The organism is Parahoeflea alexandrii, assembly GCF_024105735.1.
In the GTDB taxonomy this organism is placed as follows: domain Bacteria; phylum Pseudomonadota; class Alphaproteobacteria; order Rhizobiales; family Rhizobiaceae; genus Hoeflea; species Hoeflea alexandrii.
Genome location: NZ_JAAAML010000001.1, coordinates 766,836 through 782,140, shown reverse-complemented (window position 1 = coordinate 782,140; position 15,305 = coordinate 766,836). Strand labels below are relative to the sequence as shown.

The 15,305-nt window shown below is 62.1% G+C and carries 11 protein-coding genes and 1 other RNA gene; 5 read left to right on the top strand and 7 right to left on the bottom strand.

The features are described 5' to 3' along the window. The first annotated feature begins 136 nt into the window (after window positions 1-136). Window positions 137-793, top strand: coding sequence for a LuxR C-terminal-related transcriptional regulator (locus tag GTW23_RS03570; RefSeq protein ID WP_252914649.1), 657 nt, complete (start codon window positions 137-139; stop codon window positions 791-793). Next, window positions 794-2,605, top strand: a complete 1,812-nt coding sequence (locus GTW23_RS03565) for a sensor histidine kinase (protein ID WP_252914648.1) — start codon at window positions 794-796, stop codon at window positions 2,603-2,605. Window positions 2,606-2,653: 48 nt separating this feature from the next. Here the strand turns inward: GTW23_RS03565 and rnpB are convergent. After that, window positions 2,654-3,093: RNase P RNA component class A (gene rnpB, locus GTW23_RS03560), an RNA gene on the bottom strand. Window positions 3,094-3,361: 268 nt separating this feature from the next. On the opposite strand from rnpB, the gene GTW23_RS03555 reads away from it, so the two are divergent. Further along, on the top strand, window positions 3,362-4,750 hold the full coding sequence (locus GTW23_RS03555; protein WP_252914647.1) for an MATE family efflux transporter: 1,389 nt from the start codon (window positions 3,362-3,364) through the stop codon (window positions 4,748-4,750). A gap of 180 nt (window positions 4,751-4,930) precedes the next feature. On the opposite strand, the gene GTW23_RS03550 is transcribed toward GTW23_RS03555, so the two are convergent. From GTW23_RS03550 to GTW23_RS03540, 3 genes are all read right to left on the bottom strand, one after another. Continuing rightward, on the bottom strand, window positions 4,931-5,443 hold the full coding sequence (locus GTW23_RS03550; RefSeq protein ID WP_252914646.1) for a lytic transglycosylase domain-containing protein: 513 nt from the start codon (window positions 5,441-5,443) through the stop codon (window positions 4,931-4,933). A 264-nt stretch (window positions 5,444-5,707) separates the two neighbouring features. Continuing rightward, the gene (locus GTW23_RS03545) at window positions 5,708-6,469 is read right to left on the bottom strand and encodes an N-acetylmuramoyl-L-alanine amidase (RefSeq protein ID WP_252914645.1); all 762 of its coding nucleotides are present in this window, start codon (window positions 6,467-6,469) and stop codon (window positions 5,708-5,710) included. Beyond that, window positions 6,466-7,176, bottom strand: a complete 711-nt coding sequence (locus GTW23_RS03540) for a J domain-containing protein (RefSeq protein ID WP_152007879.1) — start codon at window positions 7,174-7,176, stop codon at window positions 6,466-6,468. The genes GTW23_RS03545 and GTW23_RS03540 overlap by 4 nt, the downstream gene beginning before the upstream one ends. 140 nt (window positions 7,177-7,316) lie before the next feature. Here GTW23_RS03540 and GTW23_RS03535 point away from each other — a divergent pair, with 140 nt between their 5' ends. Next, on the top strand, window positions 7,317-8,222 hold the full coding sequence (locus GTW23_RS03535; RefSeq protein WP_152007878.1) for a DMT family transporter: 906 nt from the start codon (window positions 7,317-7,319) through the stop codon (window positions 8,220-8,222). A gap of 113 nt (window positions 8,223-8,335) precedes the next feature. Here the strand turns inward: GTW23_RS03535 and GTW23_RS03530 are convergent, their stop codons facing one another. Both GTW23_RS03530 and GTW23_RS03525 read right to left on the bottom strand, forming a co-directional pair. Continuing rightward, on the bottom strand, window positions 8,336-9,322 hold the full coding sequence (locus GTW23_RS03530) for an aldo/keto reductase (RefSeq protein ID WP_252914644.1): 987 nt from the start codon (window positions 9,320-9,322) through the stop codon (window positions 8,336-8,338). A gap of 61 nt (window positions 9,323-9,383) precedes the next feature. After that, window positions 9,384-9,917 (bottom strand): winged helix DNA-binding protein, encoded by a 534-nt coding sequence (locus GTW23_RS03525; protein WP_252914643.1) that lies wholly within the window; start codon window positions 9,915-9,917, stop codon window positions 9,384-9,386. Between the two features lie 121 nt (window positions 9,918-10,038). Between GTW23_RS03525 and GTW23_RS03520 the strand changes: the two genes are divergently transcribed. Continuing rightward, entirely contained in the window at window positions 10,039-13,665 is a 3,627-nt protein-coding gene (locus GTW23_RS03520) for a hydantoinase B/oxoprolinase family protein (protein ID WP_252914642.1), read from the top strand. 36 nt (window positions 13,666-13,701) lie between these two features. Here GTW23_RS03520 and GTW23_RS03515 read toward each other — a convergent pair whose 3' ends face one another. Then, window positions 13,702-15,237, bottom strand: a complete 1,536-nt coding sequence (locus GTW23_RS03515) for a putative bifunctional diguanylate cyclase/phosphodiesterase (protein WP_252914641.1) — start codon at window positions 15,235-15,237, stop codon at window positions 13,702-13,704. Between the last annotated feature and the right edge of the window lie 68 nt (window positions 15,238-15,305).

Sequence of the window (15,305 nt, the reverse complement as noted above, 5' to 3'; positions counted from 1 at the left end):
ATCATGGTTTGGTCTTGGTCGGGGGAAATCTATTGCCGGCTCGGGTGCAGGCACAATAGATGGATTAATACATGCAAGCCTGGCTGTTCCTTTGCTAGACTTGCCACCATGCACACTCTCGCAATCGACCCGCATCATGGCTGAAACTGTTTCTCACTCCGTTCTCATTGTCGAAGACAGGCGCGAGATCGCGCTGCGGCTCAAGTCAGCCATCGAGAAGACGGACGAACTCAGCGTCTGCGCCATCGCCGATGACGTCGACGGCGGCCTCAACCAGCTGTACGCGCACAGGCCCCGCATCGTGCTCGTCGATCTCGGCCTTCCCGACGGCTCCGGCATCGAGGTGATCAAGGCCGTCTCCGGGGCTGACTGGACCTGCGAAGCGCTCGTCGTCAGCATCTTCGGCGACGAGGCACGCGTAATCGATGCCCTGCGAGCCGGCGCCCGCGGCTACGTGCTCAAGAGCGGATCGCTGGCCGCCATCGGCAAGGACGTACTGTCGGTAATCGAGGGCGGCAGCCCGATAAGCCCGCAGATTGCCCGTCATCTGCTGGCCATGGTCAGTTCGGGCACCGCCGGATCCTCCGAAGGAGCCCCGCAGATCGATCTGACCAATCGCGAAACCGAGATCCTCAATGCCGTCGCCAAGGGCTACAAGCGCCGCGAGATCGGGGAAAAGCTCGGCATCTCCACCGGGACCGTCGGCAACCACATCAACAACATCTACCAGAAGCTCAACGTCAATTCGAACACCGAGGCCATTGCCCGGGCGACACGCATGGGGCTTCTCTAGGTGCAGAACAGCCGCACGCTTCTTGCCGTCCTCGCCTGGATCGCAGCCATTGCAGGGCTGATCTGGGCGTTGAATATCGGTGCCATCGAGCCGATCGACCCTGCGGTGATGCTGACCGCGGGACAGGTCTGTGAAACACCCGGATGCGCGCAACCCCGCGACATTGAGCTTCCTCATCATTTTCCCGCACGCCATGCCGCCGGCCACGAAACCCGGCACCTGCGCTTTGATATGTCCCTGCCAAAGATCCCCGACAGTCTCCAGGCGCTCTATCTGCCGAGTTACGCCGACGAAGTCTTTGTCAGCGTCAACGGCGCACAGGTTTACGGCAACGAACTCACCGACCGCCAGCCTGCACGGATGTGGAACATCCCGGTGCTGGCGACGGTTCCGCAAAGCCTGTTGCAGCCCGGTCAGAACCGGATCGAGATCACCCTCTACGGCTATCCTCAGGAAGGCCTGGTGCTCGAGCCCTTCCATTTCGGCGAAGCACAGCTTCTCACTCCGCACTACAATTGGCGGTTCATCACCAGCGCCGGGATGGCGCGCTTCAATCTCGGCTTCATGACCATAGCCGGAATCATGCTCGGCATCATCTGGTTCGCCCGGCGCAGCGAACCGATCTACGCGCTGCTGGCCACCTCCTGCGGCTTTGCCTGCATCATCTGCATCCATTTCGGCTTCGACACCAGTGCCATCGGCTACCGCTGGTCGACCCTGATCTGGCAGGTCTCGGTGAGCATTTATGTCTATCTGATATTCAGGTTCTGCAATCATTACATCGGTGAAGGCCTCAAACCACTCGAGACAGTCAGTCTGGTTCTGATCATCGCCGAGTTGGCTGCCGGTTCCCTCGTCCCGGCCCCTTATCTCTTCGACACACTGCTGCTTTTCAAGCTGCATCCGGCGATCCTGTCGTTCCTCGTGCTGGCGGTGCTGCTCGGCAACAGGAGCAAGATCGACAAGCCCGACCTGCGCATCTTCTTCTTCTTCCTCTCGATGGCCTCGGCCATGGGCGTCTATGAACTCTACATCACCGCGGTCGTGGATCCGGGGCGCAATCAGCACATCTTCCAGTTCATGCCGCTGGCCATGCTCTGCGTCTGTCTCTGGCTGGTGATCTCACGCTTCATGCTGTCGCTGCGCAGCTACGAGGAACTGACCGGAACGCTCAAGCAAACCGTCGCGGCCAAGACCGAGGAATTGCGTCTCACCTACGAGAAACTCGGCCAGGCCGAACGTTTGAAAGCGATCAACAACGAGCGCCAGCGCATCATGCTCGACTTGCACGACGGCATCGGCGGCCAACTGGTGAACACGCTGGCTTACATGCAGAACAACGAAAAGGGCGACGCGGTCATCAAGACAGCACTTGAAGACGCGTTGCGCGACCTGTCACTGATGCTTGACAGCCTCGAGACCGATGCCAGCATCTCGACCTTGCTCGGCATGCTGCGCACCCGTCTGGAAACGCTTCTGGCCGAACATGCGCTCGAATTCGACTGGCGCATTGATGATGAACCGGAACTGCCCCATCCCGGCCCGTCGCAGAATCTCAACCTGCTCCGGATCGTCCAGGAGAGCATCACCAACATCATCAAGCACGCCGAAGCCAGTATCATCACCATCGCCTCCGACCGCAATTCGATCACCATCAGTGACAATGGAAAGGGTTTCGACCCGAGGCCGGACGGCCGCAGGCACCATGGCCACGGCCTCGCCGGCATGCGTCGCCGCGCCGGAAGCATCGGCGCCGATTTCGACCTCAGCAGCGATCCAGGTGGCACAACGATACGGCTGGTCTGGCGTTGAGCCGCGCCACACGCACCCTCACCGCCGCGGGTTGCCGATCAGATTGAAAACGCCAGCCGGCCTGTAAGCCGGGTTCTGTATGGCCCTGGCCCTTGCGGACCAGAACGTGGCAGCCATTCCTCTGGGATACGCATTGCTGCGCACCTCAAGCAACCTACCCGGATGATCAACCCCGGAAAAAGGGCCGGGCTTGCGCCCTGCGTCATCCCTATTCGGTTTTGCTCCCGGTGGGGTTTACCGTGCCGCTTCCGTTGCCGGTCGCGCGGTGGGCTCTTACCCCACCCTTTCACCCTTACCCCGCCGCCTCATTGCCGCTCGACCGTGGGATCGGATCCGGCAATCAGGTGGCGGGGCGGTTTGCTTTCTGTGGCACTTTCCCTGGGGTCGCCCCCGCCGGATGTTATCCGGCACCGCTTATCCGTGGAGCCCGGACTTTCCTCACCCTGCTGTCTTTCGACGCTGCAGGGCGCGGCTGCCCGGCCGACTGGCGCGCCCTCCTTAGACCACCGTAGCACGGATGGCCAGAACAATAGCGGTTGCCCGCGCCAAGGGTTCCGCCTGCGCAAGATCGACAATTGACAAATCCAGCATCGGGGCCTATCGAACCCACAGGGTGAAGGCCCCTGCCGCTCGCTGGCTTGTCCATGGTGAAGCCCTTCGCATCAAAGTCTCATCCACCGATTTCAGTTGAATGCGGTCCGATGGCAACGCGAGCACCCTTCCTGATCCGCATCCAGACACTGAAAGAGGTTTGTGATGACAGGATTGTCCACACCCCACGACAACATCTATCTTGCCGGATCATTGCCGGCACTGTTTGCGAAAACCGCCACGCCGATCATTGTCGTCATGGGCGTCAATGGCCTTTTCACCGTGGTCGACGCCTATTTCCTGGGTGCCTATGTCGGAGCGGACGCGCTGACAGCGGTCACCCTGATGTTCCCGCTCTACATGCTTCTGGTCGCGCTCGCGACTCTGGTCTCGAACGGCTTCGCCAGCGTCTTCGCGCGCATGATCGGCGGCGGCGAGCGGAACAGCGCAGGTATCGTGTTCGCCCAGGCCGTTCAACTGGCGCTGGTTGTCTGCGCCATGCTGATCGCACTGTTTCTGCTCGTGGGCGACGCGCTCAGCCTGATGGCCGCCAATGGCGACACCGCTTTGGCCGGGATGGGCTATACCTATATCTCCATCCTGATCCTGTCTTCGCCGCTGGTCTTCGTGCTCTCGATCAACATCGCCGCCCTGCGCAGCGAGGGCCTGCTCACCGCCATGGCAGCGATCACGCTGATGTCGGCATTGCTCAACATCGGCTTCGACTATGTCTTCATCGTCGAACTTGGTGCAGGCGTCGCCGGTTCGGCCTATGGAACCGTGCTGGCAGAGCTCTGTTCAATGCTGGCCGTGATCCTCTACCGGAGATCTGCCGGGCGGAGAACTATGGCCCCGAGACTTCCCGCCTGGCCCGGAGCCGGACATTGGGGCGAATTGCTGGCACTCGGCGCGCCCTCGAGCCTGGGCTATATCGGCATGTCGCTGTCGGCGGGTCTGACACTCTACTGCCTGCAGCTCTGGGCGGCGGAGACCTATGCCGCGACGGCAGGCGCGTTCGGCATCATCACCAGGCTGATCACCTTCACCTTCCTGCCATTGCTGGGGCTGAGCATGGCGTTCCAGACCATAGCCGGCAACAATTTCGGTGCCAGACTGCCAGTGCGAACCGACAGGAGCATCAAGATTGCTGTCCTGCTCGCCCTGGTCTACTGCATCATCGTGGAGCTGGTCTTTCTCGGCACCCGTTCCCAGATCGGCTACATCTTCATCGAGGATCACGCCATCGTCGGCGAGATCGCCCGGATCCTGCCCTACATCGTCCTGACCACCTTCATCTTCGGTCCGGTGATGATGATCGGGTCCTACTTCCAGGCGATCGGTGATGCGCCCAGAGCAGCGCTGCTGGGCCTGTCGCGAACATATATGTTCGCGCTGCCCCTGACCTTCACGCTGCCGTTCTGGTTTGGTGAACCGGGCATATGGTATGCGGGCATTGTCGCCGAGCTGCTGGTGTTGATCACGACCATGCTCGTGCTCATGCATCGCAAACGGCGAACTGGAAATCGCTGGGGGCTTCTCGAAGCACGGGGCTGAACGCGGAACAAGCGACCCGGCGGAATTGGCTGTTTGCCAAAATAGCGCCGGACACTTCACCTGCAAACGCAAAGCGACCGCCAGAAATGGCGGTCGCCAATTCTTCTTTTTCCCGGAACCTTTTTCACCAAACCGCGTTGTGTGATCACCAGGTTGATGAAAGCAGGGGCACCTCCAGCCTTATTTCATCAGCCTGGCAACCTTGCCGCAGTAGCGCTTGGAAACGGGATTCATCCGTTTTGCGCCATGGCCAGCATTGTATTTGAGTATGGTGCCGCAGGTGCTGCCGCCGCCAAGCTCATGCGCCTTGGCAAGATACAGCATGCCGTACTTGATGTTTGTCTCTGGGTCATAGAGCCCTTTGGAAGACCCGCGATATCCCATCATCCGCGCGGTCGCTGGCTTGATCTGCATCAGCCCGATTTCTCCCGCCGCTCCGCGCGCCGTCGGCCTGTAATTGCTTTCCACCGAAATCACCGCATGGGCCAGCGCCTCGGGCACTCCGTGGCTCTTGGCGTAGCTTGAAATCAGTTTCCCGTAGGGCCGCGTGGAATAGCCAAAGCTCATGCTCGAGCTCTTGATCTTGCTGTTCGAGATCGAGCCGGTCGTCTCGTTGGAGGTGCCGGTGGTTTCGCAGCCCGAGAGCGCAAGTGAGAGCAAGGCCGCCGCGGCAGCCGTGAAAATGAGACGCATGTTTTTAGATCACTCCGATAGCGCCATGCCCGAACGTTCATCGATGAGGACGGGTCATACCCTTGGCGCGTTGCTTTTCAGTCCGGAACCGTGACCGGCTTATGCCGTCGCCCGTTCCGTGCGTGGAAGCCACCTCAATCAGGGCGCAGGCCGGCGTATTTATGGCCGGTAACCCAAAAAATGCTGCATCGCAATAAACTTAGATGTCAGAGTGTAACACTGCGCTTGCCGTGCGGTGGTTTTGCCACGGCATTCGAAAGCCGCTCACGCCACCGTCGGAAGCGCCGTCAGCAGCTTGTGCAGGGTGCCAATGGTCGAGGCGTCGGCGATGCCGTCGACCCGCTGGGGACGGAAGTGCCGTTGGAACGCCCGAACCGCCGCGGCCGTCTCGGCGTTGAAGGCCCCGTCGACGCTCACCTGGTAGCCGTACAGCGCCAGCATGGTCTGCAGCGCCTCCACCGGCTGGCCCGCATCGCCTTCCTGGAAAAACCGCCCACCACCTACCGGCAACGGTTCGACCCAGTGGCCGATGCCCTCTTGATGAAGCCGTTGCCAGGGGAAATTTTCGCCCGGATCCTGCTTGCGCATCGGCGCGATGTCGGAATGGGCCAGCACCCGGTCGGCTGAAATCGCATGACGTTCGATGATGTCGCGGCACAGCGCGATCACCGCCCGGATCTGCGCCTCTTCGAAATCCGGCGAGCCGGCATCGTGGCCGGGATTGGCGATCTCGATGCCGATCGAGGACGAGTTGATGTCGGTCTCGCCCTTCCAGCAGCTCTGGCCCGCATGCCATGCCCGCGCGGTTTCGGGCAGCAGCTGGGTCACCACTCCGGCCTCGTCGACGAAGTAATGCGAGGACACCTGGCTCTCCTCGGAGCACAGCCAGTCCAGCGCGGCCTGGGCGGTCGGCATGCCGGTATAATGCAGGATGAGCATGTCAGGGGTACGCCCGCCCTTGCGCTCGCCACAATTGGGGGACGGGCAAATCCGTGCGGAGCTGTAGTCGGGAACAAAGGCACTCATGCGGCGGCGCGGGCTTTCTCGATCACCGAGAACGCATCATTGAGCGTCGCCATCCTGTCATTGGCGATGGTCAGGAATTCCTCGGGCACACCACGAGCGCGCAGCCGGTCGGGGTGGCTTTCCGAGGCAAGAGCCCGGTAGCGCTTCTTCACCTCTTCGAACGGCGCAGTCTCGGGCAGGCCGAGCACCGCATAGGGATCGATGCCGTCGGGATGAACGTGACGGGCCATGATGCGCTCGAAATAGGCTTCGTCGAAGTGGAAGATATCGGCCACGTCGGCGATGAATTCGAGCTCCTTGTGGTGGATCACCCCGTCCGCCTTGGCGATGTGAAACAAACCGTCGAGCACATCCTCGAGCATGGCGCAATTGGCCTCGCCCGAGCCGCACATGCCCGCCACCCGCTGGGCGTAGGCCTGGTAGCCGGCGACATCCTGCTTGGCGAGATTGTAAAGCCGCGCCACATTGTTCGCCTCGGCCTGCGGGATCGCGAAGATTTCCTGGAAGGCGCGCACTTCTTCCGGCGCCACGATGCCGTCGGCCTTGGCCATCTTCGCCGACAGCGCGATGACAGCCACCGAAAACGCCACCTTGCGCCGTGTTTCCGGATCGCCGGCGAACACCGTGCGCACGGCTTCGATCACGCCCGAAAAGGCGGTGGAAGCGGTTTCGCCAATGGCGTCAAACAGGCGGCTGAACAAGGACATTGAACCTTCTTACGTGATTTGGTCTCAAAAATCGAGTATGGCGCAATGCACAATCGTTGAACGATGCATTTCGCATCGCGATCGGTTCCATCGCCGGAATTCGTTGGACCCGCGCCGGATCGCCCCGTAATGCCGTTGTCATGACAGATACACCGCTTCCCTCCGCGCCAACCCCGAAGGCCTCCGCCCACCCGCTCACCGGCATGGCGCTCGGCTTCATCGGGGTCGTCATCTTCGGCGCCACCCTTCCGATCACCCGCATCGCCCTCGAGGGGTTCTCGCCGGCCTTCATCACTTTCTGCCGCGCGGCCATCGCCGCCTCGGTGGCGGGCGTCACGCTTGCCCTTCTGAGAAAACCATTCCCGCGCCAGCATTCGCTCTCGTTTTTTCTTGCAGGCCTGTTGCTGGTCTATGGCTTCCCGGCTTTTTCAAGCGTCGCGATGCAGACCGTGCCCGCATCCCATGGCGGGGTGGTGCTGGGCGTGCTGCCGCTGATGACCGCCACCTTCGCAGCCCTTTTCGGCGGCGAGCGGCCCGGCCTCGCCTTCTGGGCCTGGAGCCTGACAGGGGCGGCACTGGTGCTGGTCTTTTCCCTCTCCGGCGCCGATATCGAGCCCGGCATCGGTGATTTCTGGCTCGCTTGCGCCGCCCTGTCGGCCTCCTGCGGCTACGTCATTTCCGGCAAGCTCGCCCGCACCCGGTCGGGATGGGAGGTCATCAGCTGGGCACTGGTGGTCACCGCGCCGCTGTCGCTGGCGGGCACGGTTTTTACCTGGGAAAGCGGCATCATCCGGCCCGACGGCCATGCGCTCGCAGCACTCGCCTATCTCTCGCTCGGCTCGATGTTCGCCGGCTTCATCTTCTGGAACCAGGGTCTCGCCATCGGCGGCATTGCCCGTGTCGGCCAGGTGCAGCTGTTGCAGAGCTTCGTCACGCTCGGCCTTTCGGCCCTGCTCCTGGGCGAAACAGTGACCCCGGTCATGCTCGGCTTCGCGCTCGCCGTCGGCATCGTCGTCTGGTGCGGCCGCAAGGCCAAGGTTGGGTGACGAGGGCTTAGAGCCGATCATCTTTAGATTACAATCGTCCTGTCTTGGCGAAACATCCGTGTGCACCAAGCTTGGAAGTCCACCAAATCGCTTCCAGCTAAAGATGACCGGCTCTAGCTGTGCCCCGCCACCTCGCGCGGCTTGTAGGCGCCTTCGAGCAGCCGGATCGAAGCCGCGTCGAGCTTCACGTCAAGCGCACCGATGGCTTCCTCAAGCTGTCCGATCTTGGTGGCGCCGACAATCGGTGATGTGACGTAGGACTTCGACAGGACCCAGGCATAGGCCACCTGCGCCGGCTTGACGCCGAGCTTGGCCGCAACCTTCTCGACCCGACCCAGGATCGCGTAGTCCTGTGCCGAACCGAAATAGCCTTGCGCCATCTTGTCTGTGGCTGCCCGGTTGGTGGCCTGCCCCTCTTTCGGCCGGTTGCCCGCCAGGAACCCGCGCGCGATCGGAGACCAGGGCACGACACCCACCCCTTCGGACGCGCAATAGGGCATCATCTCACGCTCTTCCTCGCGGTAAGCGAGGTTGTAGAAATTTTGCATCGCCACGAATGGCTGGTAGCCCCGCGCCTTCTGCATTTCCCTGAGCTTGGCGAACTGCCAGGCCCACATCGACGACGCCGCGACATAGCGCACCTTGCCGGCCTGGATAACCGCTTCGAGGGCTGCGAGCATCTCTTCGTGCTCCGTGTCGGGATCGAGGCGGTGAATATAAAGGAGATCGATGTAGTCCATGCCGAGACGGTCGAGCGACTGGTCGACCTGGTCGAAGATGTGCTTGCGCGACAGCCCGCGGTCATTCGGCCGGCCGTCGCTCATCCTCAGCCCCACCTTGGTCGCCACCACGATCTCGTCACGCCGGGCGTAGGTTTTGAGCGCCTTGCCGGTGATCTTTTCGGAATCACCGAAATTGTAGTGATTGGCCGTATCGAAGAAATTGATCCCGCTCTCGACCGCCTTGCGGAAGAACGGCTGCGCCTCGTCTTCCGGGATCACCCAGGGGTGCGTCGGTCCGCCCGGTGTGCCGAAACTCATGCAGCCAAGGCACAGCGGCGAAACCTTAAGGCCTGTCTTTCCCAGCCGGACATAGTCCATGCGCCCTCTCCCGTCGTGATTGAAAATATGGCTCGACGATAGGCAGCCGACAGGCTCGCGGTCAATAGCTGGCGGCAGCCCGCGAGGCCTGGTCATATTGACCCGACATCACCCGCATCAGCGCTGCTATCTCGCTGACCCGGGATTCGTCCAGACCAAGTGACTTGACTGACTCAATCAACAATTTCTCCCGCAGATCCCGGTAACGCAGGCACAGATCGGCCCCGTCCCTGGTGATCCGCGCCGTCTTTTCCTTGCCGCGGCGGCCCGATTCCACCAGCCCCAGCGCCTCGAGCTTCTTCAGCGCATAGGCCACCACATGGGTGTCCTCGATGTTGAACATCATGCACAGTTCCGACTGGCTCTTGTCGCGCTCACGATGATTGACCGCGTGCAGGATCTGCACCTCGATCGCCGACAGCCCCTCGCCGCCCGCAGCGGAAGTGCAGCGGGTGATCCAGCGCTGGAAGGCATTGCTCAGGATCACAAGTGCGAATTCCATTTCGGAAAGTGCAGGCAAGCCGCCATCGGCCAGATGCGACGCCGAAACAATCGGGCCGATGCCCTTCTGGGTTGCGGAATCCTGTCGGGCCATTTTTCACTCACATTTTATCGACAAAATATTGACGTTATGCTGACAATAAGCATTATACGCGGACAAGAGCCGCTGTCCATGGCAAGATCCGGAGCGGCGAGAACCTGCTGGAGGCATGATCATGACGGGCGTTTGGGATTTCTGGATCGATCGTGGCGGCACCTTCACCGATGTGGTCGGCCGCGCCCCCGATGGCACGCTGCACCAGCGCAAGCTCTTGTCGGAAAACCCAGAAGCCTATCCCGATGCCGCCATCCAGGGCATCCGCGATCTGCTTGGCGTCGATCAGGACAGCCCTATCCCCGCAGAACGCATCGGCCACGTCAAGATGGGCACCACGGTTGCGACCAATGCGCTGCTCGAGCGCAAGGGCGACCGCACCGCTCTGGTCATCACCAGGGGCTTCCGCGACGCGCTCCGCATCGCCTATCAGGCCCGGCCCGACATCTTCGCCAAGGAAATCATCCTGCCAGAGCAGCTCTATGAACGCGTCATCGAGGTCGATGAGCGCACCATGGCGGACGGCAAGGCGGTGCGTGGTGTCGACCTCGAAGCGCTCGAGCCGGAACTCGCAAGGATCCGCGCCGACGGCATCGATTCCGTCGCCGTGGTGCTGATGCATTCCTGGCAGAATTCCATCCACGAGATCATCGTCGAGGATGCCTGCAAGCGCGCGGGCTTTGCCCAGATCTCGGTCAGCCATCAGGTCTCGCCGCTGGCCAAGCTCGTCGGCCGTGGGGACACCACCGTGGTCGACGCCTACCTCTCACCCATTCTCAGACGCTATGTCGACCGCGTTGCGAGCGTTCTCGGCGCTACGCCCTCGGGCGAGCCCGGACCAACATTGCAATTCATGATGTCATCCGGCGGCTTGACCGCGGCAGACATGTTCCGCGGCAAGGACGCCATCCTGTCGGGCCCGGCCGGCGGCGTCGTCGGCATGGTCGAGACCGCGGCCCTTGCCGGTTTCGACAAGGTCATCGGCTTCGACATGGGCGGCACTTCCACCGATGTCGCCCACTATGATGGCGACTATGAGCGCGCCTTCGACACCGAGGTCGCCGGTGTCCGCATCCGCGCGCCGATGATGCGCATTCACACGGTGGCCGCCGGCGGCGGCTCGATCCTGCATTCGGGCGAGGGCCGCTTCCGCGCGGGCCCTGATTCCGCCGGCGCCAATCCCGGTCCTGCCTGCTACCGCCGCGGCGGTCCGCTCACCGTCACCGATGCCAATGTCATGCTTGGCAAGCTGCAGCCCGACTTCTTCCCGGCCATCTTCGGTCCCGGCCAGGACCAGCCGCTCGATGTCGACGCCGTTCGCCGGGCATTTGACACCCTGGCGAGCGACCAGCCCGGCAAGAGCGCCGAAGAAATAGCCGAAGGCTTCATCACCATCGCCGTCGAGAACATGGCCAACGCCATCAAGAAGATCTCCGTGCAGCGCGGTTATGACGTCACCCGATACCTGCTCAACTGTTTCGGCGGCGCCGGCGGCCAGCACGCCTGCCTTGTCGCCGACGCGCTGGGCATGGAATCGATCCTCATCCACCCCTTCTCGGGCCTGCTCTCGGCCTACGGCATCGGCCTCGCCAGCGTCTTCGCCAGCCGCCAGCAGGCATTGATCAAGCCACTGGAAGAAGACAGCCGCACCGATGTCAAACTGCTCGTCGATGTGCTGTGCAAGGGCGTGTTCGAGGAACTCAAGACCCAGGGCGTGCCCGACGATGCCATCAGCTGGCGGCCGATGCTGCAATTGCGCTATGACGGAACCGACACCACCATTCCGGTCGCCTTCTCGGATTTCGATTTCGCTGCTGCCCGCACCGAATTCGAGACCGCCCACAAGGCCCAGTTCGGCTTTGTCTACGAGAACAAGACGGTCATCATCGAGGCCATATCGGTTGAAGGCATCGACGACCGGGAAGACCACCGCATCGAGCCCGAACACGCGCTCGATTCGGCAGAGATATCGGACGGAGAAACCCGCCCGGTCTACGCCAATGGCAAATGGCACGACGCGCGGATTGTCCGCCGCGACCGGCTCAGCCCCGGCAACCGCCTCAAGGGCCCGGCGCTGATCATCGAGCCCAACCAGACAATTGTCCTGGAGCCGGGCTGGGAAGCAACCATCAATGCCCGCGATCACGTCTTGCTGACCCGCTATGAAAAGCTCGACCGGGCGCTGGCCATCGGCGCCGACAAGGCCGATCCGATCATGCTCGAGGTGTTCAACAACCTGTTCATGTCGATCGCCGAGCAGATGGGCGTGACGCTTCAGAACACCGCCTATTCGGTCAACATCAAGGAGCGGCTCGACTTCTCATGCGCCGTGTTCGACCGCAACGGAGCCCTGGTCGCCAATGCGCCGCACATGCCGGTGCATCTGGGCTCGATGGACCGCTCGGTGGAAACCATCATCCGCTTGAACGAAGGCGACATCCATCTCGGCGACGTCTTTGCTTTGAACGCCCCCTACAATGGCGGCACTCACCTGCCCGACATCACCGTTGTCACTCCGGTGTTCTCCGACGACGGAACCGAGATTCTGTTCTGGGCGGCCTCGCGCGGCCACCACGCCGATGTCGGCGGCACCGCACCCGGCTCGATGACGCCGCTCGCCACCACCGTCGACGAGGAAGGCGTGCTGATCGACAATTTCCGCATCGTCGAGCGCGGCCGCTTCCGCGAAAAGGAGCTGATCGAGCTTCTGACCGACCATCCCTACCCCGTTCGAAACGTCACCCAGAACGTCGCCGACCTGAAGGCCCAGATCGCCGCCAACGAAAAGGGCGTCGCGGATCTGAGAAAGATGGTCACTGACTTCGGTCTCGATGTCGTCGAGGCCTATATGGGCCACGTCCAGGACAATGCGGCGGAAAGCGTCGCCCGCGTGATCGAGACCCTGTCGGATTGCGAATACGAGTATCCGACCGACACCGGCCAGGTGATCAGGGTGAAGATCTCGGTCGACCGCGAGCGTCGCGAGGCGACTGTCGATTTCACCGGCACCTCGGATGCGATGGAAAACAACTTTAACGCCCCCGAACCGGTGGCCCGCGCCGCCGTGCTCTACTGCTTCCGGGTGATGGTCGAAAAGCCGATCCCGATGAATGCCGGCTGCCTGCGCCCGATTCACATCGCCATCCCCGAAGGTTCGATGCTCAAGCCCGCCTATCCGCGCGCCGTGGTCGCCGGCAATGTTGAGACCTCGCAGCACGTCACCAACGCCATCTTCGGGGCGCTGGGCGCTCTCGCCAACAGCCAGGGCACGATGAACAATCTCACCTTCGGCAACGCCAGGTACCAGTATTACGAGACCATCTGCTCGGGCTCGCCGGCGGGTTACGAGAACTCGGGCCGCGGCTTCCATGGCACCTCGGGCGTCCACACCCACATGACCAATTCGCGGCTGACCGATCCGGAAATCCTGGAAATGCGCTTTCCCGTTGAACTCGAGGATTTCCACATCCGAGACGAATCCGGCGGCAAGGGCCGCTTCAGCGCCGGCAATGGCACGAAGCGAACCATCCGCTTCCTCGAGCGCATGGATCTCGCCATCCTGTCCTCGCACCGCAACCGCCCGCCGCTCGGCATCGATGGCGGAGGCGAAGGTGAAGTCGGCAAGACCGAGGTCCGCCGCCGCGATGGCAGCATCGAAACGCTGAAGGCCTGCGACCAGACGGTTCTGGAAGCCGGCGAAGCCGTCATCCTGACCACACCGACCGCAGGCGGCGCCGGCAAGCCCTGATCGGACCGGGAAAGCCGGTCAGGCCTGGTTCTGCTGTCAGGCAGACTTGGACAATGTCGGCACCTCGAGAGGCGCCGTTTCCCGGAAGGACGTGGAAAAGCGTGAGACCTGCAGGGCGCAGAGCCGGACACCGGCAAAGCCGCCCTGCACCTGTTCCGCACCGGCGTCACAGGCGCATTTGAGATCATCCTCGCTGTCCACACCGGTCAGGATCACCGCGGTTTCAACAGTGGAAGCGAGCTGCAGGAACAGGGTCAGCATCTGCACGACACGGGTCTTGCCGGCGAGCTTCCTGATCTTGCCAAGGTCAAGCCGCACCCGGTCGACCGGAAAATCGCGAACCATCGACAGTCCGGCAATGCTGGCGGCAAGTTCGCTGACCGATATCTTCACACCGTGCTCGCGCAGCTGCTCGAGGTTTGCCAGCACGATTGCGGCCTCGCGCCGTGCCGCGTTCGACTCCACATCCAGGACCAGCCGTCCCGGCTCGAAACCGGACTTTTCAAGCGCAGAGATCACGAAACCGGCAAAGCCCGGATCGCGCAACTGGACTGCCGCGACCGGCAAAGTCAGATCCGCCTTGTCGATCCATCCGCTTGCATCCTCAAAGGCGCGCTCGAGCATCCATTTGCCCAGCGGCAGGATCAGGCCGCTTGCCTCGGCAACAGGAAGGAACACCTCCTGCGCCAGATCGCCATCCTCGGGATGCGCCCAGCGCAGACGAACCGAGAACCCCGAAACCGAAAGGGTCGAGATCTTGACCACCGGCTGGTAATCAAGATGGAATGCGCCCGTTGCCAGGCCATGGCGCATGTTTGCTTCCATCTGCTGACGACGCCGGTGGCTGCTCTCCATTTCATGGGTAAAGAAGCTGTGCTTCACGCCCGGCTTTTCCTTGGTGTGGTACAGCGCCAGGTCGGCCCGCTTGAGCAAATCGGAGAGGCTGCCGACCTGCTCGTCGGTGATGGCAAAACCGATACTGCCACCAGTGTCTATCTTCCCGGCCGGGCTTTCGACCGGACGGAACACAAAGGCCGACAGGCCGTCGCAGAAGCTGGAAATGGTCTTGATTCCCGGCGCGTTTTCCCACAACAGCACGAATTCGTCGCCACCCAGCCGATAGACGCGCTGTCCCGCCTGGCAATAGGCCTGCATCCGCTCTGCCAGCACCTTGAGGACCAGGTCACCGGCCGCATGGCCCATTGTGTCGTTGATGTATTTGAAGCGGTCGAGATCGAACAGCAAAAGGGCCGTGTGCTCGGCCTGCCCGCTCCTGCAGCGGAGGATCCGCCCGACATCTTCACCAAGCGCATGGCGGTTGCGCAAACCGGTCAGGCCATCGTGATAGGCTGCCTGACGCAGCTGCTCTGTCGCCGCCCGTTCGCTGCGGATCTGCCGCGCCAGCCGGTCATGGCGATAGCCCAGCCCGGCAACCAGCAGGACCATTCCCAGCGGCGCAGCAATGGCTGCCATTCCGAACGGACTTGTAAGAAAGACATACCCTGCATGCGCCATGCTGGCGCCGGCAAGAACTTCAGTTGCAATGGCCGCCAGTGGCGTCACAATTGCCATAACCAAACCAGCGATTGCATATCGCCTGAATGCGTTTGGTACATACGTATTCAGCATCATGCCAAAGA

Bases quoted from the DNA above. Each gene is read 5' to 3' on its own strand.
- GTW23_RS03545 (WP_252914645.1), bottom strand. From the start codon at position 6,469: ATGAGTGCCTTTGTTCCCGACTACAGCTCCGCACGGATTTGCCCGTCC.
- GTW23_RS03515 (WP_252914641.1), bottom strand. From the start codon at position 15,237: ATGGCAATTGTGACGCCACTGGCGGCCATTGCAACTGAAGTTCTTGCC.
- GTW23_RS03550 (WP_252914646.1), bottom strand. From the start codon at position 5,443: ATGCGTCTCATTTTCACGGCTGCCGCGGCGGCCTTGCTCTCACTTGCG.
- GTW23_RS03570 (WP_252914649.1), top strand. From the start codon at position 137: ATGGCTGAAACTGTTTCTCACTCCGTTCTCATTGTCGAAGACAGGCGC.
- GTW23_RS03525 (WP_252914643.1), bottom strand. From the start codon at position 9,917: ATGGCCCGACAGGATTCCGCAACCCAGAAGGGCATCGGCCCGATTGTT.
- GTW23_RS03535 (WP_152007878.1), top strand. From the start codon at position 7,317: ATGACAGATACACCGCTTCCCTCCGCGCCAACCCCGAAGGCCTCCGCC.
- GTW23_RS03540 (WP_152007879.1), bottom strand. From the start codon at position 7,176: ATGTCCTTGTTCAGCCGCCTGTTTGACGCCATTGGCGAAACCGCTTCC.
- GTW23_RS03520 (WP_252914642.1), top strand. From the start codon at position 10,039: ATGACGGGCGTTTGGGATTTCTGGATCGATCGTGGCGGCACCTTCACC.
- GTW23_RS03555 (WP_252914647.1), top strand. From the start codon at position 3,362: ATGACAGGATTGTCCACACCCCACGACAACATCTATCTTGCCGGATCA.
- GTW23_RS03530 (WP_252914644.1), bottom strand. From the start codon at position 9,322: ATGGACTATGTCCGGCTGGGAAAGACAGGCCTTAAGGTTTCGCCGCTG.